The organism is Tissierella sp. P1, assembly GCF_002266425.1.
GTDB classification, from domain to species: Bacteria; Bacillota; Clostridia; order Tissierellales; family Tissierellaceae; genus Tissierella; species Tissierella carlieri.
Map to the genome: position 1 here is coordinate 1 of NZ_NPMN01000045.1, position 24,037 is coordinate 24,037.

The 24,037-nt window shown below is 31.5% G+C and carries 22 protein-coding genes; 18 read left to right on the forward strand and 4 right to left on the reverse strand.

What is annotated here, in order from left to right; genetic code table 11:
* Window positions 1-207: 207 nt before the first annotated feature.
* On the forward strand, window positions 208-540 hold the full coding sequence (locus CIW83_RS20300; protein ID WP_094904268.1) for a DUF6054 family protein: 333 nt from the start codon (window positions 208-210) through the stop codon (window positions 538-540).
* 70 nt (window positions 541-610) lie between these two features.
* On the opposite strand, the gene CIW83_RS20305 is transcribed toward CIW83_RS20300, so the two are convergent.
* On the reverse strand, window positions 611-1,939 hold the full coding sequence (locus CIW83_RS20305) for a Na+/H+ antiporter NhaC family protein (protein ID WP_094904269.1): 1,329 nt from the start codon (window positions 1,937-1,939) through the stop codon (window positions 611-613).
* A gap of 23 nt (window positions 1,940-1,962) precedes the next feature.
* On the reverse strand, window positions 1,963-3,033 hold the full coding sequence (locus CIW83_RS20310) for a uroporphyrinogen decarboxylase family protein (RefSeq protein ID WP_094904270.1): 1,071 nt from the start codon (window positions 3,031-3,033) through the stop codon (window positions 1,963-1,965).
* A gap of 332 nt (window positions 3,034-3,365) precedes the next feature.
* Between CIW83_RS20310 and tsaE the strand changes: the two genes are divergently transcribed.
* Genes tsaE through tsaD form a run of 4 tightly spaced genes read left to right on the forward strand, consistent with a single transcriptional unit; the run spans window position 3,366 to window position 5,990 of the window.
* Window positions 3,366-3,824 carry a tRNA (adenosine(37)-N6)-threonylcarbamoyltransferase complex ATPase subunit type 1 TsaE gene (gene tsaE / locus CIW83_RS20315; protein WP_094904271.1) on the forward strand — a complete coding sequence of 153 codons (459 nt, stop codon included), beginning with the start codon at window positions 3,366-3,368 and terminating at the stop codon, window positions 3,822-3,824.
* A gap of 19 nt (window positions 3,825-3,843) precedes the next feature.
* Complete coding sequence (gene tsaB, locus CIW83_RS20320; protein ID WP_235601430.1) at window positions 3,844-4,521, forward strand: tRNA (adenosine(37)-N6)-threonylcarbamoyltransferase complex dimerization subunit type 1 TsaB; 678 nt, start codon at window positions 3,844-3,846, stop codon at window positions 4,519-4,521.
* A 1-nt stretch (window position 4,522) separates the two neighbouring features.
* The gene (gene rimI / locus CIW83_RS20325) at window positions 4,523-4,966 is read left to right on the forward strand and encodes a ribosomal protein S18-alanine N-acetyltransferase (protein ID WP_094904272.1); all 444 of its coding nucleotides are present in this window, start codon (window positions 4,523-4,525) and stop codon (window positions 4,964-4,966) included.
* Window positions 4,967-4,985: 19 nt separating this feature from the next.
* Entirely contained in the window at window positions 4,986-5,990 is a 1,005-nt protein-coding gene (gene tsaD, locus CIW83_RS20330; RefSeq protein WP_094904273.1) for a tRNA (adenosine(37)-N6)-threonylcarbamoyltransferase complex transferase subunit TsaD, read from the forward strand.
* A gap of 164 nt (window positions 5,991-6,154) precedes the next feature.
* Here the strand turns inward: tsaD and CIW83_RS20335 are convergent, their stop codons facing one another.
* Window positions 6,155-8,065, reverse strand: coding sequence for an ABC-F family ATP-binding cassette domain-containing protein (locus CIW83_RS20335; RefSeq protein ID WP_094904274.1), 1,911 nt, complete (start codon window positions 8,063-8,065; stop codon window positions 6,155-6,157).
* Between the two features lie 277 nt (window positions 8,066-8,342).
* Between CIW83_RS20335 and CIW83_RS24675 the strand changes: the two genes are divergently transcribed.
* Window positions 8,343-8,630, forward strand: coding sequence for a CC/Se motif family (seleno)protein (locus tag CIW83_RS24675; protein WP_304440628.1), 288 nt, complete (start codon window positions 8,343-8,345; stop codon window positions 8,628-8,630).
* A gap of 39 nt (window positions 8,631-8,669) precedes the next feature.
* On the opposite strand, the gene CIW83_RS20340 is transcribed toward CIW83_RS24675, so the two are convergent.
* A complete protein-coding gene (locus CIW83_RS20340) occupies window positions 8,670-8,897 on the reverse strand; it encodes a hypothetical protein (protein ID WP_094904275.1) in 228 nt (75 codons plus the stop codon).
* 135 nt (window positions 8,898-9,032) lie between these two features.
* Between CIW83_RS20340 and CIW83_RS20345 the strand changes: the two genes are divergently transcribed.
* From CIW83_RS20345 to CIW83_RS20400, 12 genes are all read left to right on the forward strand, one after another.
* The gene (locus tag CIW83_RS20345) at window positions 9,033-9,671 is read left to right on the forward strand and encodes a redox-sensing transcriptional repressor Rex (protein ID WP_094904276.1); all 639 of its coding nucleotides are present in this window, start codon (window positions 9,033-9,035) and stop codon (window positions 9,669-9,671) included.
* A gap of 219 nt (window positions 9,672-9,890) precedes the next feature.
* Window positions 9,891-11,030, forward strand: coding sequence for an acyl-CoA dehydrogenase (locus CIW83_RS20350; protein WP_094904277.1), 1,140 nt, complete (start codon window positions 9,891-9,893; stop codon window positions 11,028-11,030).
* Window positions 11,031-11,049: 19 nt separating this feature from the next.
* The gene (locus CIW83_RS20355) at window positions 11,050-11,841 is read left to right on the forward strand and encodes an electron transfer flavoprotein subunit beta/FixA family protein (RefSeq protein ID WP_094904278.1); all 792 of its coding nucleotides are present in this window, start codon (window positions 11,050-11,052) and stop codon (window positions 11,839-11,841) included.
* A gap of 30 nt (window positions 11,842-11,871) precedes the next feature.
* On the forward strand, window positions 11,872-13,098 hold the full coding sequence (locus CIW83_RS20360) for an electron transfer flavoprotein subunit alpha (RefSeq protein WP_094904279.1): 1,227 nt from the start codon (window positions 11,872-11,874) through the stop codon (window positions 13,096-13,098).
* Window positions 13,099-13,310: 212 nt separating this feature from the next.
* On the forward strand, window positions 13,311-14,579 hold the full coding sequence (locus CIW83_RS20365; protein ID WP_094904280.1) for a Glu/Leu/Phe/Val dehydrogenase: 1,269 nt from the start codon (window positions 13,311-13,313) through the stop codon (window positions 14,577-14,579).
* Window positions 14,580-14,693: 114 nt separating this feature from the next.
* Window positions 14,694-18,404 carry an efflux RND transporter permease subunit gene (locus tag CIW83_RS20370; RefSeq protein WP_094904281.1) on the forward strand — a complete coding sequence of 1,237 codons (3,711 nt, stop codon included), beginning with the start codon at window positions 14,694-14,696 and terminating at the stop codon, window positions 18,402-18,404.
* Window positions 18,405-19,016: a TetR/AcrR family transcriptional regulator gene (locus CIW83_RS20375; RefSeq protein WP_094904282.1), complete on the forward strand. Its 612-nt coding sequence runs from the start codon at window positions 18,405-18,407 to the stop codon at window positions 19,014-19,016. It abuts the gene before it with no gap.
* An 82-nt stretch (window positions 19,017-19,098) separates the two neighbouring features.
* A complete protein-coding gene (locus CIW83_RS20380; RefSeq protein WP_094904283.1) occupies window positions 19,099-19,989 on the forward strand; it encodes a DNA-3-methyladenine glycosylase in 891 nt (296 codons plus the stop codon).
* 128 nt (window positions 19,990-20,117) lie between these two features.
* A complete protein-coding gene (locus CIW83_RS20385; RefSeq protein WP_094904284.1) occupies window positions 20,118-20,855 on the forward strand; it encodes an FG-GAP repeat protein in 738 nt (245 codons plus the stop codon).
* Between the two features lies 1 nt (window position 20,856).
* Entirely contained in the window at window positions 20,857-21,813 is a 957-nt protein-coding gene (locus CIW83_RS24580) for a DUF3160 domain-containing protein (protein WP_094904285.1), read from the forward strand.
* Window positions 21,786-23,042: a DUF3160 domain-containing protein gene (locus tag CIW83_RS24585; protein WP_094904286.1), complete on the forward strand. Its 1,257-nt coding sequence runs from the start codon at window positions 21,786-21,788 to the stop codon at window positions 23,040-23,042. Before CIW83_RS24580 ends, CIW83_RS24585 begins: the two co-directional genes overlap by 28 nt.
* 116 nt (window positions 23,043-23,158) lie before the next feature.
* Complete coding sequence (locus CIW83_RS20400) at window positions 23,159-23,851, forward strand: response regulator transcription factor (RefSeq protein WP_094904287.1); 693 nt, start codon at window positions 23,159-23,161, stop codon at window positions 23,849-23,851.
* Window positions 23,852-24,037: the final 186 nt, after the last annotated feature.

Genomic DNA, 24,037 nt, shown 5'->3' on the forward strand with positions numbered 1-24,037 from the left:
CATCAACTTTCTAATTTAGAAAATGCTTTTATATTATTTAATCTGACCTCAATAATATCACTATAGGTTATTACTGAGATTTTAAAAGTAATTGATGGAATAAGAAATGATAATTAGTAAACAAAGGAATGAAATAATGGGTATGATTAGAATATGATATAAGTTAGAAATATAATGTAATAAAGTTTTAGTATAAGGGGGATGACTATGGATAGTAAAAGATTAATAGTAAAAGGTAATAATGTATCTAAAATTCTTGAATTACTAAGTAATGATATTCGACATTACAATTTACAACCAGCGGAAGATATTTATGTTTTTATGAGTGAAAAATATTATTTTAGGAATAACTCCCAATTAATGACATGCGTAATATTGAAAATAGAAGATGAAAATAATTGTATAATTGATATAGTTGCTGGTGGCGGAGGTCAAGGCTTATTTAATTCTAGTTGGGGGGCAGAGACAAGTAGAATTGAAGAAATCGCAGATGAAATAAAAGATATATGCGTAAATAAGGGATGGGAAATAGATTGTTAAGCGGAGTAAGAATACTACATTCTTGCTCCGCTTAATCTAATAGAAACTATTTAGGACATTAGTAGATAATTTAGGAATTCCTTCTTAGATATCCATTTCCAAATGGAGTCACTATGGATAATATAGCAAATATTGCTAATATAAAACAATACCATACATACGGTACTATTTGAACAGGGCTTACTGATCCATTAGTAAAGCTTCCTGCTATTAACAATTGAGCACCATAGGGTATTAGACCTTGCATTATACACGAAAAAGTATCTAAAAGTGAAGCAGTTTTTCTTGGATCTACACCATGAGTTCTAGATATTTCCTTTGATAATTGGCCGCTTACAATTATAGACACTGTATTATTAGCAGTAGCTGCATCTGTAAGTGAGACTAATGCACTTATACCTAGCTGAGCAGATTTCTTGCCTTTAATTTTTTTATTTATCTTATGTAGCAGCCAGTCAAGTCCTCCCCCATTGGATACCATATTAGCCAAACCGCCAGTTAATAAAGATAACAAAAAGATATCAAACATTCCTGTAAATCCAGAGTATATTTGCTGAACAAATTCTAATCCTTTAAAGTTTCCATAGCTAAATCCTATAACGCCTGATATAATAATTCCTCCAGTCAAAACTACAAATACATTTATTCCAGCTATGGCCGCTATCAATACAAATATATATGGAATTACTTTAACTATATTAAAAACATATTCTTGACTTTCAGGAACAGTTATCGGTTTACCAAACATGAATAAAAGAAGAATTGTAACTAAAGCTGCTGGTAATGCAAAACCAATATTAACTCTAAACTTATCCTTCATAGATACTCCTTGAGTTCTTGTAGCTGCTATAGTTGTATCGGATATAATAGATAAGTTATCTCCAAACATAGCTCCACCAACTAATGCACCTAGTACCAAAGGTAAATTCAAACCTGCCTTTTGTACTAATTGAACAGCTATAGGACCTATGGCTAAAATAGTACCTACTGATGTTCCTGTTGAAATAGAAATAAAAGCAGCTATTATAAATATTCCTGCCGTAATAAATTTGGCTGGTATCAAAGTAAGCCCTAGATTTACTGCAGACTCAACACCCCCCATAGCATTAGAAACTGTAGAAAAAGCTCCTGCCAATAAATATATAATACACATAATTATTATATTATCATCACCGCAGCCTTTAATAAATATATCAAATTTCTCATCTAATGAACCTTTTGTCAAAATAAAAGAAAATATTATTCCTATACTTGCTGCAACTGGAGCTGGAAATTGATAAAATGCCATTTTAACTCCTTGAGCTTGTAGTATAATGCCTGAAATTAAATATACAGATACGAAGATAAGAAAAGGTAGCAAAGCTAATCCATTACCCTTTTTTTCATTTAGCTTTTCCATATTAATCTCCTCCTTGATTTAAATTAATCTTTCATTAGCAATTCTAAGTCTATTGGATATTTTCCATAGATGCTGCCTGCTTCCATAAACATTTCAATATTTTCCATTGGAGTATGCATTGGAATTTGACAGCCTGTACTTAAAATATATCCTTTCTTGGAATCATAGCCCTTTCTAATACATTCTTTAACTGATTTGAAAATGGAATCCTTATTGCCTGCATAAATTACATCAACAGGTGGAACATTTCCTGTAATTATGACTTTATGGCCCATTATCTTCTTAGCTTCTTCTAAATCTTCTACATTGTCTATACTGAAATTAGAAATGCCTGTGGATACCACATCTTCCCATATTTCTTTACTTGCTCCACATATGTGTATACTTGGAGCACTACCCGTTTTTTCCTTTATTTTATCAACATTTTTTTGGAGGGCTGGTAAAGAAAACTCTCTAAACTGCTTTGGACTTATGAGACTGGTGGATGAAACTGGATCAGCAAAGCCAATGGATACACCTAATTTTGCCACCTCCTCTATATACCTATTGTTAGATTCTGCGACTATATCCATTAGAGTATGTACTTTTGCAGGATATTTGATCATCCATTTTAGCAGATTTTCTGTTCCTACTATGGAGGCAGCAACGCTAAAGGGTCCAGACATTGAAGCACCAACATCTACTTCATCTGCAAGAGCATCTTTTGTTATTTTTATAGCCTTAATTAAAATTGGTAGGATTCCATCCTTTAATGGATCAACAATTTTAAGGGATTCTATTTCATCTACAGATTTTATAGCTGGTTCTAATAGATAGGAAATATTGTGATCAGGATAAGCTACCTTTGAGCCCATGGCCTCAGCCACACCTCTGAGGCTTGTAGATATCCCTACACTATCATGACGAAGTCTTTTAAATAAAGCTATTTCTAGTTCTGCCATGAGTTCTGATGAATGATAATAATTACTTACCTTGACACCGATAAAAGGTGCCATAGTAGCCCCCATGTCTGGGACACAGATTATACGGTCGATTTCTTGACCCTTGGCAAAGGCATTCATTCTTTCTCTTGGAGTCATTTCTTCTTTTCTCACTTAAATCACCTTTCTAATATAAAATAATCATTGGGAATTAATTCACAAACATAATCCATAAATCATTATATATTTAATTGAAACACTATTACAATTAAACTATTTTATAATGAAGCGAACATTATAAATATTTTTAATATAAGAACTAAAAATATTTTAAAATGCTGAAAAAGTAGATTCAAAGTATTATTGAAATTTAATCTTAATTACGCAGGTTAAAGTATTGTTACTCTTGGTATAACAAATGTGCTATAAATAACCATGGGGTATGTATTATGAATTGAATTGTGTTATAATATAATATTAGCAATACAAATGAAAGGTTGATATTCTTGGAAATAAGATTAAAGGGATTGGAAGAAACAAAGGATTTTGGGATTAAATTAGGTAATATACTAAAAAGTGGAGATATTGTTTGCCTAAATGGAGATTTGGGTGCAGGTAAGACTACTTTAACCAAATCAATAGGACTAGGTCTTGGAGTTACTGATTATATAACTAGCCCAACTTTTACCTTAATTAACCAATATAATGGGAGACTTGCAGTCTATCATTTTGATGTATATAGATTGGAAAATGTAGATGAACTCTATGATTTAGGATTTGATGAATATTTCTATGGAAAAGGAGTTTGTATTATAGAATGGGCAGAAAAAATAGAAAAATTATTGCCTAGAGAAAGAGTAGTATTAGATATAGAAAAGGGTAAAGATATAGATGAAAGGGTAATAAGAATAACAGGACATGGTAATAGATATATAGAGATACTTAAGGAGTTGGAGAAGAATTGAAAATATTAGCTTTGGATACATCAACTATGATGCAACATGTGCCGTACTAGATGAAAATAGGGTACTAGGAGAGTATTCATTAAATCAAGAGGAAACTCATTCAGAAAAACTAGTGCCTATGGTTAAAGAAATATTAGATAGTTTAAATTTAAATGTTAGCGATATTGATCTTTATGGAGTCGCTATAGGTCCTGGTTCATTTACTGGACTTAGAATTGGAGTAGCAACTATAAAGGCCTTTGCTCATCTATTTAAAAAGCCTGTAGTAGGTATATCTACCTTAGAAGCTTTAGCTTTTAATCTGCCTTATGGAAAAATAATTGTGCCAATGATAGATGCAAGAAGGGACAGGGTTTATACAGGTATATATACATGGGAAGATGGTAAAATTAAGATAGTAATGGAACCTGATGTATTAGATATATACCATCTATTAGATATTCTTAATAAGTCATATGATAAAGTACTAGTAAATGGAGATGGATCCATGTTACATAAGGAAAAAATTCGAGAAGGACTAAAAGGAAAAGTAGAATTTTCAACTATTGGTCAGAATTTCTGTAGAGCTACTAGTATAGGAGAGTTAGCCTTTATAAAGTATAATGAAGGATTTGTAGATGATTATTATACTCTGGTACCAGAATATTTAAGAGAATCTCAAGCTCAAAGGGAATTGAGAGAAAAGGAGCAAGGATAACATGGATATTATTATCCGTAAAATGGAGGAAGAAGATTTAGATAGAATTATGGAAATCGAAAAGGATGCCTTTACCACTCCCTGGCCTAAGGAATCCTTCTTATTAGAGATTACAAAAAATCAGCTAGCTAGGTATATAGTAGCTGAAATAGACGATGTAGTGGCAGGATATGGTGGTATATGGATGATATTAGATGAGGGACATATAACTAATATTGCAGTGGAGAGTAAATATAGAAAAATGGGTGTGGGTAAAGCTATAGTAGAAGGACTTATTTATCTATGCAGTAAAGAGAGAATTAGTGCAATGACTTTAGAAGTAAGAGAATCTAATATAGCTGCTCAAAATTTATATAAAAAATATGATTTTGTTGAATCGGGAATTAGACCAAATTATTATGCAGATGATAATGAAGATGCAATAATTATGTGGAAAAAATTATAGAATTAAGAGGTGTTAGATTATGTTAACATTAGCTGTAGAGACTTCCTGTGATGAGACCTCTTGTGCTGTGATTAAAGATGGCAGAGAAGTTTTATCTAATATAATATCTTCTCAAATAGATATACACCGAAAATTCGGTGGTGTAGTACCAGAAATAGCATCAAGAAAACATATTGAAAGTATAAATCCAATAATACAAGAAGCATTGGACAAAGCAAATGTTGGTTTTAACGATATAGATCTAATAGGGGTAACTCAAGGACCAGGTTTAGTTGGAGCTTTGCTAATAGGAATATCAACTGCTAAATCGTTGGCTTATGGATTGGATATACCTATTATTGGAGTAAACCATATTGAAGGACATGTATGTGCAAATTATATTGATCATAAAGACTTAGAACCCCCATTTACTTGTTTAATAGTCTCTGGCGGGCATACCTATTTAGTACAAGCAAATAGTTATACTAACTATGAATTAATAGGTCGAACAAGAGATGATGCAGCAGGAGAGGCATTTGATAAGGTAGCTAGAGCGTTAGGACTTCCTTATCCAGGTGGGCCAATTATAGATAAACTATCCATAACTGGAAACAAAGAAGCCATAGATTTTCCAAGGGTATTATTAGAGCCAAGATCCTATGATTTTAGCTTTAGTGGACTCAAGACAGCAGTATTAAATTATTTGAATCAAAAGGAACAAAAAGGTGAGGAAATTATAATAGAAGATGTAGCCGCATCTTTTCAACAAGCTGTATTAGATGTGCTTGTGGATAAGTCTTTTAGATTAGCTAGAGAAAGAAATTCAAATAAAATTGTGTTAGCTGGTGGAGTAGCTGCAAATCAAGGCTTAAGATCTATGATGGAAGAAAGAGGTAAGAAGGAAAAGATAGAAATATTCTACCCATCTAGGATATTATGCACAGATAATGCTGCAATGATTGGTGCAGCTGCCTATTTTAATTATAAAGAAGGAAAAGAATCAGATCTTTATCTAAATGTCATACCAAATCTAGACTTAATCTGATATCTTTTAACAAATTATTCCACAAATTGTCCACATATAAAAAATCGATTTATTATAAATTTATGTGGGCAATGTGGATAAACTGAGAGAAACCTTAAAACATAGGCCTTGTATTGTGGATAAGGTTGTGGGTATTGTGTATAATATGTGAATTATATGTGGAGTTACGCTTCAGTTAATGAAATCCATTCATCATATAGATCATCTAGTTGAAGCTGAATTTTCTCTCTTTTCTTTGTCAATTCAACAATTTTTTCAGGTATCTCATATATTAAAGGGTCACAAAGAAGGTTGTCTAACTCTTCTAGTTTACATTCTTCTTCAGCTATTCTTTTTTCTACATCAGATATTTCTTTTCTTTTAGCTCTTTCCTCTTTTTCTAATTCCTTTTCTCTTCTTTTTTCTAGTTTTATTTGAGTTTTTGTTTTACCATCATCTTCATCCTCTACGTATAGTAATTCATTTTTCTTTTCTAGATAATAATTATAATTTCCTAAATATTCTTTAATTCCTTCGCTGGTTAAATCCAAGATTTTATCTGTTACCCTATTTAGAAAGTATCTGTCATGGGATATTACAAATAATGTGCCATCATAATCAAGTATAGCCTCTTCCAGCACCTCTTTGGAATCAATATCTAAATGGTTTGTAGGCTCATCCATTAGAAGAAAGTTTGCATTAGACAGCATTAGCTTTAATAAGGAAAGTCTACCTTTTTCTCCGCCACTAAGATCAGAGATTTCCTTAAATATATCATCTCCTATAAACATAAATTGACTAAGGATTGTCCTTATTTGATAGTGGTCAAAGGTTGGGTTCTCATCCCATATTTCATCTATAATGGTTTTATCTAGATTTAGACTTTTCATTTCTTGATCAAAATAACCACTAACAACATGATGACCAATATTTATATTTCCATTATCTTTAGGAATTTGTCCCAAAATTATTTTAAATAAAGTAGTTTTTCCTATACCATTTGCACCAATAAGACCAACCTTTTCTCCTCTATAGATGTTAAAATTTATATCTTTTAATAACCTAAACTCACCAAAGGACTTCTCTAAGGATTCAACTCTGAGTACATCTCTGCCAGATTTAATACGAGGCTCGAATCTTATTCTAGTCTTCTTTTGGTCAGTAGGTTTAGTCATTATTTTCATTTTATCTAATATTTTTTGTCTACTTTGAGCTTGTTTTATATATCTAGAACCTCCGTAGTTCATAAATCTACTGATGATTTCTTCCTGTCTCTTTATTTCCTTCTGTTGATCCTCAAAATGTTTCTTGTATATTTCTAATTCTTTTTTTCTTCTTGTCATGAAATTAGTATAATTAGTATTGTAAATATTTAATTTTAAGTTTTCTATATGAAATATTCTATTTACAACATTATCTAAGAAATACCTATCATGGGATATTATTAAAGCTGCTCCTTTATAATCCTTTAAAAACTTTTCTAACCAATCTATAGCCTCTATATCTAAATGGTTAGTAGGTTCATCTAATAGTAGAATATCTGGTTTTTTGAGTAGTAATTTAGCCAAAGATAAACGAGATTTTTGTCCGCCACTAAGGACATTAACTTCTTTTTCCATGTCCTCCTCGTTAAAACCTAAGCCTTTAAGAATTCCTTTGATTTCTGATTTATATCCATAACCATTTAAGGATAAAAACTTTTCTGACGTATGTGCGTATTCATCCATTAATATATTTAGTTTTTCTGTCGTACCATTTGCACTTTCTGAAGATATTTCATGCTCAAGAGTTCTTAAATTTTCTTCCATTTTTATTAGAGGAAGGAAGACTTCCAAACATTCATCAAAAACAGTTTTATTGCTTTCTATTTTCGTATGTTGCTTTAAATATCCAATTTTTATATCCTTCTGAATATATATGTCTCCACTATCTTGTTGGATTTCACCACTTAAAATATTGAAAAGAGTAGTTTTGCCTGAACCATTTAGTCCAATTACTCCGATTTTATCTCCATCTTCTACAGTGAAACTAAGGCTATCCAAAATAGTATCTATCACATAAGTTTTAGTTATATTGCTACATGAAAGGACTAACATTTTATTTCCTCCTAAATATTATTCTCCTATAATGAAATAGGAAAGTTCTACTTTAATATTCTAGTATTGAGAACTTGACTAAATTGAGTTTTAAGCAGATTTCCCAAATCTTTGATTTCCTGCAAGTTGCTTATGCAGTGGACAAAAAGGGTTTCCTTAATATGATTTGTTAGAAGTCCTTTTAATATTGTACCAAAAAAAATGATCCTTTTCCATTGTCTTCGATACCCCTATATGGTAAAATGAAATAAATTTATCTGATAGTAAAGGAGAAATGATGGATATATATATTGATGAGAAAGCGAAGGAGTATATAAGGAGTGAGTCTGGAGATAAATCTGTACAAGTTATAGTTATGAAAGTGGGGGGAGGATGATGCGGGTCTTATCAACCATCAGTGAAGATGGGAAGACCTTATAATGAAAGTTCCTTTAATATGTATAAAATAGAAGATATAAATGTATATATTTCACCTAGTATTAGAGTGCGTAATAATAAATTAAAGATTAGTTTCAGTAAGTTTTTTTGGGTAAAGTCTTTAAATGTAGATGGTATAATTTTATAATTAAATAGAGAAAATACTCCTGCAAAAGTGAGGAGTATTCTAGGATTTTAGATTTAATTCCATTGCCATTGAAGATAGAATTGGATCAATTAAATTTAAATCGCATTTACCTTCTTTGGTATAATGGATACAATTAAGGCAGTTTTCGTATTTATCTTCATAAGCACGTGCAGAGGATGTGAGGGTACTTGATGCAAGATTATTTCTCGAGGGGTCATATTCATTACAATATAGAGCTACTTTTCTAAGTTGTTCTTTGCTTGCCATTCAAATCACTCCCTTCAATAGTTATTGTGTCAAAAAAGTAATTAAATATTCAAAAAACATTATATGAGTAAATTGACATATTAATATCAGAATGTTATAATAGTCTGTAAAATATTATTAGGTGGTGATTATAGAATGGACAGAGACAACAAGGTTTCCATAACGGTTATAAGGAGATTGCCAAAATATTATAGATATTTGGGAGATTTGTTAAATAAAGGAATCAATAGGATTTCATCGCAAGAATTAAGTAAGATGACTGGCTTTACAGCTTCTCAAATAAGGCGGGATTTAAATAATTTCGGTGGATTTGGACAACAAGGCTATGGATATAATGTAGAAGAATTACATAGTCAATTAGGAAAGATACTTGGATTAGAGACTATATATAGAGCTGTAGTAGCGGGTGCAGGAAACCTAGGTCAAGCCATAGCAAATTATAAAGGTTTTGAGGATGCTGGGTTTAAGGTGTTATCACTGTTTGATAAAAATCCAAAAGTCATAGGACTAAAAATTAGAGATATCGAAATAAGAGATGTAGATACAATGGTTGATTTTATCAAAGAGAACAATGTAGATATAGGAATTATTACTTCTCCAAGAGATAGTGCTCAAGAATTAGCAGATACCTTTATTAAAGCAGGTGTAAAGGGTATATGGAATTTTGCTCCAATAGACTTAAATGTGCCTGAAGATATGATTGTTGAAAATGTACGTTTAAATGAGAGCTTATTTACACTTTCTTATTTCTTGAGAGAGAAGTATAACAAATAGAATTAAGATGTTAATATAATGACAACAATTATAAAGAAATGTTAATAAAATAGGAAAAAAGTCTAAAAAAAGGTCTAATTAATCAAATTATGTGATTAATTAGACCTTTTATATTTAAAATTAAAGATAAATATTTAACAATATTAGTGGAAATAAAAAATTAAATAGATTATAATGAAATTATAAGGATAGCCAATATATTAGGGAGGGAAATAATATATGAATTTCAATTTAACTAAAGAGCAACAAATGGTAAGAAATGTAATGAAGGAATTCACTGAAAAAGAAGTGAAACCTATTGCTGCTGAGATTGATGAAACGGAAAGATTTCCGAGGGAAACTGTCGAAAAAATGGCAAAGTATAATATGTTAGGTATACCTTTTCCAGTTCAGTACGGTGGGTCAGGTGGAGACGAATTAGCATATGCCATAGCAGTGGAAGAATTATCAAAGGCTTGTGCTACTACAGGAGTTATATTATCAGCCCATACATCTTTAGGATGTTGGCCGATATATAAATATGGAACAGAAGAACAAAAACAAAAATATTTAGTTCCTTTAGCCAAGGGAGAACATTTAGGAGCTTTTGGTTTAACGGAGCCTAATGCTGGTACAGATGCAGCTGGACAACAAACTACAGCAATACTTGATGGAGATTATTATATATTAAATGGTACAAAGATATTCATTACAAATGGAGGACAGGCAGATACATATATAATATTTGCTATGACTGACAAAAGTAAGGGAACTAGAGGAATATCTGCATTTATAGTAGAGAAAGATTATCCAGGATTTAGTATCGGAAAAATAGAAGAAAAGATGGGTATTAGAGCTTCAGCTACTGCAGAATTAATATTCCAAAATTGTAGAGTTCCAAAGGAAAATTTATTAGGTAAAGAGGGAGAAGGTTTTAAAATAGCAATGGGTACCCTTGATGGTGGTAGAATCGGAATAGCTGCTCAGGCTCTTGGTATAGCAGCAGGTGCATTAGATGAAACCGTAAAATATCTAAAGGAGAGACAACAATTTGGTAGACCAATAGCTAAATTCCAAGGTCTTCAATGGATGGTAGCAGATTTAGCTACAGAGATTGAAGCAGCAAGACTTCTTGTTTATAGAGCAGCATATAATAAAGCTAATAATCTTCCATATAATAAGGAAGCAGCTATGGCTAAATTATTTGCAGCAGAATGTGCTATGAATGTAACTACTAAATGTGTTCAATTATTTGGTGGATATGGATATACAAAGGATTATCCTATGGAAAGAATGATGAGAGATGCGAAGATTACTGAAATATATGAAGGTACATCTCAAGTTCAACAAATGGTTATAGCAGCTCAAGTATTAAAATAATTTGTTAAGGAGGAAGAAAATGAATATTATAGTATGTTTAAAACAAGTACCAGATACTAATGAAGTTAAAATAGATCCAGTTCGTGGAACTCTTATTCGTGAAGGAGTACCAAGTATTATAAATCCAGATGATAGAAATGCTTTAGAAGAAGCTTTAAGACTTAAGGATGAACATAAGGATGTTAAAGTAACAGTATTAAGTATGGGACCTCCTCAAGCAGATGTTGCACTTAGAGAAGCATTAGCCATGGGAGCAGATGAAGCAGTATTGTTAAGTGATAGAGCTTTTGCAGGATCTGATACTTGGGCTACATCCACAGCTTTAGCGGCAGGAATTAAAAAGATTGAAGACTATAGCATTATTTTCTGTGGTAGACAAGCAATAGATGGAGATACTGCACAAGTTGGGCCTCAAATTGCTGAGCATTTAAATTTACCTCAAATAACTTATGTTGAAGAATTAAAGATTGAAGATAATAAAGTTATAGCTAAGAGGGCATTAGAAGACGGACATTTTGTAATAGAATCAAATATGCCCGTACTCCTAACAGCTATAAAAGAATTAAATGAGCCAAGATATCCTTCTATTAAAGGTATATATGATGCTCATAGAGATGATAAGGTAAAGATTTGGTCAGCTAAAGATGTAGATGCTGATTTCAGTAATCTTGGTTTAGATGGTTCTCCTACTCAAGTAAACAAATCTTTTACACCACCAGGAAGATCTAGTGTAGGTGAGATATTACAAGGAAACCCTAAGGAATCAGTTAGAGAGCTAATAGTTAAATTGAGAGAAAAACATCTTATTTAATATAATCATTAGATAAAGGAGGAAATTTAAATGGCTGTAAAAGTTATAGAATTGAAATGTATTGGCTGTGGAAAATGTGTCAGAGTATGTCCCTTCGAAGCTATAAATATGATAGATAAAAAGGCTAAAATAAACGATAAATGTACGGCTTGTGGTCAATGCGTAGAAGCATGTCCAGTAGATGCAATAGAAAAGGAAGAGAAAAAATTTAGAGCTGGCGGAGTAGATGTAAGTTTATATAGAGGTGTTTGGGTATTTGCAGAACAAAGAGACGGAAATCTATTAAATGTAGCTATAGAGTTAGTTGGAGAAGGGCGAAAGATAGCTGATGCTCTAGAAGTACCGCTTACTGCAGTTTTACTTGGAAATAATATAGATGGTTTAGCTGAAAAACTTGTTAAATATGGTGCGGATGAAGTTTTATATGCTAATCACGAACTGTTAAATGTATATACAACTGATGGCTATACTAAAGTAATTTATGATTTAATCAAGGAAAGAAAGCCTGAAATTATGTTAATTGGTGCTACAAATATCGGTAGAGATTTAGGACCTAGAATATCTGCTAGAGTACACACAGGTCTTACTGCTGACTGTACGAAGTTAGACGTAGATTTAGAAAACAGAAGACTTATGCAAACTCGTCCAGCATTTGGCGGTAATCTAATGGCAACGATTATATGTCCAGATCACAGACCACAAATGTCTACAGTTAGACCAGGAGTTATGGAAAAAGCAAAATATGATGAGAATAGAAAAGGTAATATAGTTAAGTTTACCCCAGACTTAAAAGATGAAGATATAAGAGCTAAAGTTAAGGAAGTAGTTAAAGGTGGAAAAGCAGAAGTACAATTAGAAGAATCCAAGATAATAGTATCTGGCGGTAGAGGACTTGGAAATCCAGAAGGATTTAAACTAATTGAAGATTTAGCTAAAAAACTTGGTGGAGTAGTAGGTGCTTCCCGTGCTACAGTTGATGCTGGCTGGATAGAGCATAGTCATCAAGTAGGACAAACAGGAAAAACGGTTAGACCTTCACTTTATGTTGCCTGCGGTATTTCAGGAGCTATTCAGCATTTAGCTGGTATGCAAGAATCTAAGGTAATAGTAGCTATAAACAAAGATGCAGATGCTCCTATATTTAAAGTTGCTGACTATGGTATAGTTGGAGATGTTTATGAAGTATTACCAGAACTTATAGAAGCATTAGATAATGTTGATGATATAATGGATGCCTTTAAGGCAATGAACAAATAACAATTAATAAAGATAATTAACGATTAACATAGAACAAAGAACAATTAAAAGATTAATGCCTTTAATGTTTTTTAATTGTTAATCGTTAATTGTTAATTAAACTAATATTCTGAAAGGTTTACAAAAAAATTTGCTTGTGTTATAATTTCAATGAAATGATATACGACTAAAAATAAAGTTTCGCTATTAAAATTATAGGGAGGTTTTGTACAATGTCAAAAGAAAGTTTAAATCCATTAGAAAGTGCCCAGTTACAAGTTAAGCATGCTTGTGATGCACTAGGACTAGAACCAGCAGTTTATGAATTACTTAAAGAACCACAAAGAATTATAGAAGTTTCAATTCCAGTTAAAATGGATGATGGAACAGTAAAGGTATTTAAAGGCTATAGATCATCACATAATACAGCTATTGGACCTGCTAAAGGTGGAATTAGATTACACCCAGGAGTTAACCCAGATGAAGTTAAGGCTTTGTCAATTTGGATGACATTCAAATGTGGAGTTATGGGGGTTCCTTATGGTGGAGGAAAAGGTGGAATCACTGTTGACCCACTTACACTATCTCAAGGTGAATTAGAAAGACTATCTAGAGGATATATACAAGGACTTTATAAGTACTTAGGAGAAAAAATAGACGTTCCAGCTCCAGACGTAGGATCTAACGGACAAGTTATGGCTTGGATGGTAGATGAATATATTAAATTAAACAATGATAATATGGCTCTAGGCGTACTTACTGGTAAACCAGTTGCATGGGGTGGATCACAAGGAAGAAACGAAGCTACAGGATTTGGAGTTGCAGTTATAGCAAGAGAAGCAGCTAGAGAATTAGGTATGGATATGACTAAGATAACTGTTGCTATCCAAGGTTTCGGAAACGTGGGTAGATATACAGTTAAAAACGTACAACGCCAAGGTGCAAAAATTGTAGCTATAGCTGAATGGGCACCATCAGTTGGAACTTATGCATTATATAATGAAGATGGATTAGATTTCTATGATATGGAAGCTTATTTCAATGAGCACAGAAATTTAGTTGATTATCCAAAGGCAAAAATGATTTCCTTAGATGAGTTCTGGACACTTGATGTAGATATGCTAATTCCAGCAGCTTTAGAAAATGCTATTACAGAAGACGTTGCTAAAGTTGTAAAAGCTAAATTGATTTGTGAAGCAGCAAATGGACCTGTTACACCAGGCGCAGATATTATATTAAAAGAAAGAGGAATTCCGGTTACTCCAGATATTTTAACAAATGCTGGTGGAGTTACAGTTTCTTACTTTGAATGGGTACAAAACCTACAAGGATATTATTGGTCAGAAAAAGAAGTAGAAGAAAAACAAGAAGTTGAAATGGTTAAAGCATTCAATGAAATATGGAAACTTAAAAATGAGTATAATGTTACAATAAGAGAAGCAGCTTACATGATTTCAGTTAAGAAAGTTGCTGAAGTAATGAAATTAAGAGGATGGTATTAGTATAAAAAAGACTGGCTTAGGCCAGTTTTTTTATTGACAAATTTTCCATAATTATCTATACTAAAGGAGTGACCGACCAGTCGGTCACTAATATTATATATTAGGAGGGCTAGTATGTTATCTAGATTTAGTGTAAGAAAACCTTATACAGTAGTTGTAGCTGTAATCTTAGTATTGATATTAGGAGCTGTATCTTTTATTAATTTACAGACAGATTTACTTCCTAGTATAGATCTACCATATATAGTGGTCATAACTTCATATCCTGGAGCAAGTCCAGAAGAAGTGGAGATGGTAGTTACAAAACCTATAGAGCAAGTAGTTGCCACTACTAGCAATATAAAAGATATTAGTTCAGTATCGCAGGAAAATTCATCAATAGTTATATTAGAGTTTAACAATGATGTTAATATGGATTCAGCCATAATAGAGATCAATGGAAGTCTTGATTTAATTAAAGGAGCATGGAATGATTCTGTTGGTTCACCTATGATTATAAGATTAAATCCAGATATGCTGCCAATAATGGTTTCATCTGTAAATGTAGAAGGTATGGATGTAGCTGAGATTTCTGATTTTGTAGGTCAAAAAATAATACCTGAATTGGAAAGCATAAATGGAGTTGCATCTGTTTCTGGAGTGGGACTTGTTGAAGAAAATATTGAAGTATTTATTAATCCAGATAAAATAGAAACTCTAAATAAGAAAATATTAGATAAGGTGGATTCCAAACTCTCTCAAGCGGGAGATCAGTTAGAAAATGCTAAAAAAGAAATTAAAGACGGAAAAGCTAAGTTAGCTTATGAAGAAAAAAATCAAAATGAAAAACTTATAGAAGGGGAAAAAGTAGTAGCCGGGGCTAAGGAACAAATAATTCAAGGAGAAGCTAGTATCAATTCTGGATTAGAGGGATTAAATAAAAATAAAGATAGTCTTCAAAATATATTAAAGGAAATGAATGAAAAAGAGGAAGAATTAAAGTCCATAGAATTTTCATTACTAGCCATTAGCAGAGAATTGACTCAAGAAGAAAAGATTCAACTAGAAACAGTTAAACAAGGTATAAAAGAAATATCACAAAAGAAAGTAGAAACAAATGCTGCATTATCATCAATAGAGTCTAAAATAAAAGAAGTTGAAAAAGAAAAGGTTAATCTCGAAGAAAAGAAAAAAGAGTTGAATATACAAGAAGAACAAATAATCAAAGGGAAAGCTACATTAGCAGCTGAAATGAATAAAGCAAGGTCCCAGATTATTAGTGGAGAAGAAACTTTAAATCAAAAAACAGACGAATTTGAAAAGGCTCGAGAAGAAGCCTTCAAACAAGCATCTTTAGAAGGTGTAGTCTCTACAAAGATGATTTCTGGGATATTGGCGGCACAAAATTTTTCAATGCCAGCGGGTTATATTTCTGAAGAAGGTACTGATTATTTAGTTAAAGTTGGAGATAAGATAAAAGATATAAATGAGATTAAAGGGTTACTTCTATTTGATACAGGAGAGGATGGAATAGGTAGAATTAATCTTGAAGATGTAGCAGATATAAGCTATATAGATAATTCTAGGGATATATATGCAAAGGTGAATGGAAATAATGCAGTAATATTAACTTTTCAGAAACAAAGTAATTTTTCTACAGCAGAGGTATCACACAATATAAGAGAAAAGATGAAAAAACTATCATCTGAAAATATTGGGCTAGATTTTACTACCTTAATGGATCAGGGAGTTTATATTGATATAGTTGTAGACTCGGTATTAGATAATTTAATCTATGGTGGAATATTGGCTATATTGATACTTATCATATTCTTAAGAGATATAAAACCTACATTTATAATAGCAGTATCTATACCTATAAGTATAGTATTTGCGATTGCAATGATGTATTTTACAGGAGTTACAATAAATATTATATCTTTAGCGGGGCTAGCTCTGGGAGTAGGTATGCTCGTAGACAATTCAATAGTTGTAATTGAAAACATATATAGATTAAGAAATGAAGGTGAAACTTCCATAAAAGCTTCTATAGAGGGAGCAAAAGAAGTCGCAGGAGCTATTTTCGCATCTACTCTTACTACAGTTTGTGTATTTTTACCAATAGTATTTACTAAAGGAATATCCAGACAGTTATTTACTGATATGGGGTTAACCATAGCTTATTCTTTATTTGCTAGCCTTATAGTAGCATTAACTTTAGTACCTACTATGGCATCCGCTATGTTGAAAAATACGAAGGAAAAGGAACACAAACGATTTGATAAGTTTATTGATGTATATGAAAAAATGCTAAGGTGGTCTTTAAAATATAAAACTGTTGTGATGATAGTCGTAGTAGGGTTGCTTGGACTTAGCGGAATTCTTGCATTATCTATGGGTACATCCTTTATTCCAGAAATGGAAACCCCACAAATGTCCTTAGCACTTGAAATGCCGAAGGAAAGTACCTATGAGGATACAATTGCTATGTCAGATATAGTAATAGACAGAATTATAGATGTAGAAGGAATAGAAGCCGTAGGAGCATTTGAAAACCAAAGTATAGGTGGATTATCATTGGTAAGTAATAAGGGAAATTCAATGTCCATGTATCTGATCCTTGATGAAAATAAAAAAATAAGCAATAAAGAAATAGAAGGACAAATAAGAAGACTAACAGAAGATTTAGACTGTAATATATCAGTGAATACATCTAATATGGATATGACCGTATTAGGAGGTTCTGGTATAGAAGTTTTGGTAAAGGGTAGAGAATTAGATACCTTACGGGATGTTGCACTTGATATATCGAAGATACTCGAAGAAACTGAAGGAACTGTGGATATTTCAACTGGATTAGAAGAAAATACAACTGAAACGAGAATCACTGTAGATAAAGAAAAGGCTATGGAAAATGGTCTAACAGTAGCTCAAGTATTTGGAGAAGTTAATTCTATAATATCAAAAGGAAAATCTGCCACTACTTTATCTGTGGCAAATAAGGATTATCCAGTAATAGTAGTAGATGGAGAGAGCCAATCTATTACAAGAAATGAATTGGAAGATTTAACAATTAAGTTTAATAAAAATGGTGAAGAAGCTGAAATAAGAATTGGAGACATTGCTAAAATCACGGAAGAGAGGGGCACTTCATCTATAAGTAGAAAATCTCAGGAAAGGTATATATCTATAAAAGCTAGCATTGAGGATGGGTATAATATAGGACTTGTCAGCCGTGATTTTGAAAGCAAATTAAATAATTATAAAATACCAGAGGGATATACTATTGAATTATCAGGGGAAAATAAAATGATAAAGGATTCCTTTAAGGATTTAATTAATATGTTATTATTAGCAATTGCCTTTATCTATTTAATAATGGTAGCAGAATTTCAATCATTGCTATCACCATTTATAGTAATGTTCACAATACCTCTTGCGTTTACAGGAGGACTATTAGCTTTAGCAGTCACTGGATATGAAATTAGCTTAATTTCAATGCTTGGTTTCTTAGTTTTATCTGGTGTAGTAGTAAATAATGGGATAGTATTTGTAGATTATACTAATCAATTAAGGCAAAAAGGTATTGATAAAAGGGAAGCTCTCATATTAACAGGAAGAACTCGTATGAGGCCAATACTCATGACTGCTATAACTACTATACTTGGGTTATTTACATTAGCCATAGGAGTAGGAGCAGGTGCAGAGATGCTTCAACCTTTAGCAATTGTAGCAATTGGAGGATTAACCTATGCAACAATACTTACTCTTTTAGTAGTCCCAGTAATGTATGATTTACTTCATAAAGATCAAGTAGGTAAGCTTTCAGCAGGAGGTGATAAGTAGATGATGAAGGATGTTGAATATTCGGAGAAAGAAATAGCCATATTTGAAGGATTAATTAATTTAATTAAAGAAGGAGCTAATCCTTACTCTATTAAAGTATCTGATATAGCCATAGCATCTAATGTGGGAAAAGGAACGATTTATGATTATTTTGATTCAAAGGAGGAGGCCATATCTAGAGCTATAATCTATAATATAATTCATGAGGCAAAAAATGCATTCGAGAGAATAAATTCTAAGGATAACTTTAAAGATAAGTTTTATGAAATATTAAAAATTCTAGTAGATAATATGGAAAGTAATTTTTGTACGTTAAATATGCTATTATCTGTTGGTGGAATTCAAGAATTCTATGAATATATTAGGGATGAAAATTATGATTTATCTAGATTTATAGTTATAATCAATGATGAAATTAATAGGTTATTAGAATTAGGTTTTAAGGAAGGAATCATTAATACTACTGAATCTAAATACTATCAAATAACAGCGGTAAAAGGATCAATATCAGGATTTGTTCATTATATTAGTAGAAAAGATATATATAAAGATACTAGTGTAGAAGAGGCAATGAGTGCATCATATAAATTATTAACAAAATCATTAAACTAAAAAAACTGGCATATGCCAGTTTTTTAGTTATAAAATGGGGTAAACTATAATAGAACTAATAATAAATTTTAAGGAGAATAATATGAAATATACTATAATAGAAGAAAAAGATAAAATTATCCTAAAGGATATAAAAAATTTTAACCCTAAACATATATTTGAATGTGGGCAAGCCTTTAGATGGTATGTAGAAGAAGATAAATCATATACAACGATAGCTTATGGTAAGGTAATAAATGTAAAGAAAGAGAATAATGATATTATACTGTCCAATACAAATTTGCAGGACTTTAATAATATCTGGTATCATTATTTTGATTTAGAAAGAGATTATGATGAGATAAAGAAGGAATTATCTAAAGACCCAATATTAGCTGAAGCAATTGAATTTGGAGAAGGTATTAGGATACTTAATCAAGAACCCTTTGAGATGGTAATATCCTTTATAACTTCCGCAAACAATCAAATACCTAGGATAAAAAAGTCTATAGAATTAATGTCTAAACATTATGGGGAAAAAATAAAAATAGATGAAAATTTCTCAGGTTTGGAATGTTATAGTTTCCCTACATCAGAAGGCTTATCAAAAGCTAGACCAGAGGATTTAAAGGAAGTCTGTAAAGTAGGGTTTAGAGGAGAGAGAATTGTAGAGACAGCAAATGTTATAGCCAAAGGGGAATTGGATTTAAACTCAATTTATAATTTAACTAGAGATGAGGGAAAAGAACTTCTAATGACATTGCCAGGAGTCGGACCAAAGGTATCTGACTGTATACTATTATTTGCTTTTAATAAGGATGATGCTTTTCCAGTAGATGTATGGGTTAAAAGAGTAATGGAGCATTTCTATTTGAAGGAAGATACAAATGTAAAATTAATAGGCTCTCATGGGGCTAGGATATTTGGCAGACTTGCGGGATTTGCACAACAATATTTGTTTTACTATGCAAGAGAATTAGGTATAGGAAAATAGAATTGTAAATAATATGTAACTTTTTTCAAATAAAAGGTTGATATACTAAAATTAAATAGAGTAGATGTCTGGGATAATCAGTTATATAAGATAAATAGTCCCTAATACATTGAAGGAGAGGCTATGTTATGAAATATTCTAAGGTTTTAATAGGAATTATACTAATATTTCTTATGAGCCTCTTGTTTTTGTTTTTTGTAAAGGAGCAGAGGAACTTTACTTTGCTATGGAAAGATCAACACATACCTATAAAGATAAAAGAAAATGTTAAAGAATATGCCCTAGGAAATATCAATGGAGATAATAAAGATTATTTAGTAGTATTGACAGGAGCAAGATGGAAAAAGTTTGGTAAAGAAGTAGTTGTTTTTTCATTAGAAGAAATGGAAGAAATATATAGGCGAGACTTTTCAGAATTTAAACCTTGGAAAATAGCTATAGGAGATATAGATGGGGATGGAAAAGATGAGATATCTATAGGAGTATATAAAAAATCTCCTCTTCATCAAGTAATGGCGAAAAGACCATTTATATATTCATTTGAAGATAGAAAATTAGAACCAAAATGGAGAGGATCAAGATTATCTAGACCTTTTATTGATTATGCTTTTCTCGATATAGATGGAGATGGAATAGACGAAATATTATCTATTGAAATTCTAGAGAATGATAGAAAAGTTATTAACACGTATAAATGGAAGGGTTTTGGATTTGAGGGATATTTAGAAACTAATGATCATGAAGATATTACTAGGCTAATAGTAGAAGAAAATAAAGTATATATTGATATTAAAGAAGGAAAAGAAAAATACTTAGGGATGATAAGATTACAAAATAATAATTTAATAATAGAAAGGGTGGACTAGAGTGAAAAGAAAATCGTTATACTTAATCATTTCTTTGATATTGTTTTTATCTATTATTATGACTGGATGTATTGGAAAGGAAGTAAATAAAATAGAAAAAGAAGACCTTGCCAATGTGCCGGATTTTAACGAAAATAAAGAAGAAACCAATATCGAAGTAAATCAGGGGTTAGTCAATATAGGAGTTCCTTATGAGCCTATAGAGTTTGAGGTAAAAGTGGAGCCCTATAAGGTAAAGGCTGATTTATCTAATATTGAAAATTTAAAGATATTTGGTGAATTTTCTGAAGAACAGCTGGAGCTTTTGGTCAAAAATAATTTTGTGGTAAATCCTACAAAAAAAGAGCAATTATTTTATATTTATGAAGATAATGAATATAAAGATATTCCTTCTTTTATTACTACCGATTCTATTTTGCAAGTATATCATATATTTTATGACTATACTTTAAGGACATTAGAGAATGATAAACTAATAGGCCTAATAAAGGGAATGACAGAAAAAAGTTTAGTTGATGTTATTGATTTATATGGCAAACTGAAAGATGGAAAAGTAAAGGATGCCCAACTAAAAAACATAGCATATTTTTCTGTTGCACAATTGCTATTAGGAAATGAGCTTCCAGAGAATATCCCAAAGGAGTCTAAGGAAATAGCCTTGGAGGAATTGGAAAAGATCAATACTCACTCTGGATTTGAAAAATCCAGCTTGTTTCCATATGATTTAGATTATAGTCAGTTCACAGTAAGAGGACATTATACTAGATCTGAAGATTTTGAAAGATATTTTAAAGCTATGATGTGGTATGGTCAGGCACCATTTCCATTATATTTTGCTGATGGAGAGAGAAATATAGAGCAAACTCTTCAAGCTCTATTGATAACCTATAGTTATATTCAGATAAAGAAAACTATAATAAATGGGAGAATATATATGAACCAACAAATTTCTTTGTAGGGAACTCTGATGATTTAAATATTTACCAATATGGAGAGTTATTATTTAAAATATATGGTAAAAATCCTGATTTAAATAAACTTAATGATGAGAAAAAGTTAGATGAATTTTATAAAGAATCAGATAAACTTCCAGAACCAAAAATAAAGCCCAAATATACTTCAGTAACTACTCCCGCGGGCAAACAGTTCAGATTTATGGGGCAAAGGTACGTCCTTGATGCTGAAATAATTCAAGAATTAGTAAAACCAATAGAAAGACCAATACCATCAGGACTTGATGTAATGGGAGTTCTAGGTTCTGAGAGAGCAAAGGAAATTCAATTATCTAAAGAAGAAAACCAAGGATGGAAGGATTATCCAAAAGAATTTGATAGACTAAGAGATAAGTTTGGGAGATTATCAGACAAACAATGGATGGGAAATATGTATCAAGGATGGCTCTGGACATTAAAGGGATTTTTAGAACCTTTTGGAGAAGGTTATCCATCTTTTATGACTAATAAAACTTGGGTAGAGAAGGATTTAAATACAGCCCTTGGGTCTTGGTCAGAACTGAAACATGATACTATTCTTTATGGAAAGCAATCAGGTGCAGAAATGGGTGGCGCAGGATTTAAAGAAGTGGTAGGATATGTAGAGCCAAATATAGAGGTATATGAAAAATTATTATGGTTGACTAAATTCTCAAGAAAAAATTTATCAGCTAGGGATTTAACTATAGAAGGAATAGATATGAAGATGGAAGAATTTGAAAAACTTCTAGATTTTTTAATAAGCTGTTCAATAAAAGAGCTTAAGAATGAAGAATTAACCATTGAGGAATATGAATATATCCAAGTTTATGGTGGTGTACTAGAGCGTTTAACAGCTTCTTTTGCAGGAGATTATTTGCGTTGGTTTGAAATAACTTCTGAAACAGATAAAAATATGGCAGTAATAGCAGATTTCCATACAATAGCACCAAATTCTTATAGTCAAGGAGGCTATATGGAGGCAGGAGTTGGGCCTGCATATGAAATATATGTAGTGGTGCCTATAGGAGGAAAATTATATCTTACAAGAGGTGCTGTATTTAGTTATCATGAATTTATATCAGATATGAGATTAACAGATGAAAAGTGGCAGGAAATGATAAAGGAAGATAAACAACCGAATATGCCAAAATGGACAAATTCTTTCGTAAGGGGAGGAAAGGGAGAGATACCTTATCCTGAGGATTATGAATAATTAATGATAAAAAATGGAATTCTAAAAAGAATTCCATTTTTTATGTGGAAAAATTATCTTGAATAGGATATCCTAAATATATAATTATAAAGGTTTTCAGATTAAGAGGTGGAAAAATGTATAAGATTTTTGTTATAGAAGATGATGAAAAGATTTTAAATCTTATCAAAGATAGATTAGAGAGATATAATTATATAGTGACAACAGTGGAAGATTACTCTAACATAAAGGGAGAATTTATAAGAGAAAATCCTCATATAGTCCTTTTAGATATAAATTTACCTAATTATGATGGTTTCTTTTGGTGTAGAGAGCTGAGAAGTATATCTAAAGTTCCTATAATATTTATCTCAGCCAGATTTTCAGATATGGATCAAGTAATGGCTATAGAAAATGGTGGGGATGATTATATAACAAAACCTTTTTCCTTTGATTTGTTGCTGGCAAAACTAAAAGGGGCAATAAGAAGAACCTATGGTGAATATGCAGAAAGTAGCTCTAAGGATATATATGAAGTGGACGGAGTATATTTATATAAGAGCCAAAGTATAGTTGAATGGGAAGGAAAAAAGGTAGAGTTAAGTAAAAAAGAATTTGGACTCTTATATATTCTTATGTCTAATATAAATGAAATAGTGTCCCGGGAAATACTTTTAGAAGAATTATGGGATGATATTGAGTTTGTAGATGATAACACTTTATCAGTAAATATTGCTAGGCTAAGAAAACGCTTAGAGGATATAGGAATATATGATTCCATTCAGACTAAAAGAGGCCAAGGCTATTCAATGATAAAAACTTGGGATTAGGTGATAAAATGAAATTTAGAGATTATTTGAAAGACAGATTATTATATATCATTATATATTTAATTAGCACTTCTCTAGTTATAACTATAATGATGTTGGACTTAATAATTAGAAAAGAAAGGCTTCATACATCAAATATAATCTATGCATTTATTTTATCAACTATATTTCTAATAGTTTTTTTAT

What these genes read in the sequence shown, in the direction of transcription:
- CIW83_RS20300 (WP_094904268.1), top strand. Translation starts at nt 208, where the DNA reads ATGGATAGTAAAAGATTAATAGTAAAAGGTAATAATGTATCTAAAATT.
- CIW83_RS20305 (WP_094904269.1), bottom strand. Translation starts at nt 1,939, where the DNA reads ATGGAAAAGCTAAATGAAAAAAAGGGTAATGGATTAGCTTTGCTACCT.
- rimI (WP_094904272.1), top strand. Translation starts at nt 4,523, where the DNA reads ATGGATATTATTATCCGTAAAATGGAGGAAGAAGATTTAGATAGAATT.
- tsaD (WP_094904273.1), top strand. Translation starts at nt 4,986, where the DNA reads ATGTTAACATTAGCTGTAGAGACTTCCTGTGATGAGACCTCTTGTGCT.
- CIW83_RS20335 (WP_094904274.1), bottom strand. Translation starts at nt 8,065, where the DNA reads ATGTTAGTCCTTTCATGTAGCAATATAACTAAAACTTATGTGATAGAT.
- CIW83_RS20340 (WP_094904275.1), bottom strand. Translation starts at nt 8,897, where the DNA reads ATGGCAAGCAAAGAACAACTTAGAAAAGTAGCTCTATATTGTAATGAA.
- CIW83_RS20345 (WP_094904276.1), top strand. Translation starts at nt 9,033, where the DNA reads ATGGACAGAGACAACAAGGTTTCCATAACGGTTATAAGGAGATTGCCA.
- CIW83_RS20350 (WP_094904277.1), top strand. Translation starts at nt 9,891, where the DNA reads ATGAATTTCAATTTAACTAAAGAGCAACAAATGGTAAGAAATGTAATG.
- CIW83_RS20355 (WP_094904278.1), top strand. Translation starts at nt 11,050, where the DNA reads ATGAATATTATAGTATGTTTAAAACAAGTACCAGATACTAATGAAGTT.
- CIW83_RS20360 (WP_094904279.1), top strand. Translation starts at nt 11,872, where the DNA reads ATGGCTGTAAAAGTTATAGAATTGAAATGTATTGGCTGTGGAAAATGT.
- CIW83_RS20365 (WP_094904280.1), top strand. Translation starts at nt 13,311, where the DNA reads ATGTCAAAAGAAAGTTTAAATCCATTAGAAAGTGCCCAGTTACAAGTT.
- CIW83_RS20370 (WP_094904281.1), top strand. Translation starts at nt 14,694, where the DNA reads ATGTTATCTAGATTTAGTGTAAGAAAACCTTATACAGTAGTTGTAGCT.
- CIW83_RS20375 (WP_094904282.1), top strand. Translation starts at nt 18,405, where the DNA reads ATGATGAAGGATGTTGAATATTCGGAGAAAGAAATAGCCATATTTGAA.
- CIW83_RS20380 (WP_094904283.1), top strand. Translation starts at nt 19,099, where the DNA reads ATGAAATATACTATAATAGAAGAAAAAGATAAAATTATCCTAAAGGAT.
- CIW83_RS20385 (WP_094904284.1), top strand. Translation starts at nt 20,118, where the DNA reads ATGAAATATTCTAAGGTTTTAATAGGAATTATACTAATATTTCTTATG.
- CIW83_RS20400 (WP_094904287.1), top strand. Translation starts at nt 23,159, where the DNA reads ATGTATAAGATTTTTGTTATAGAAGATGATGAAAAGATTTTAAATCTT.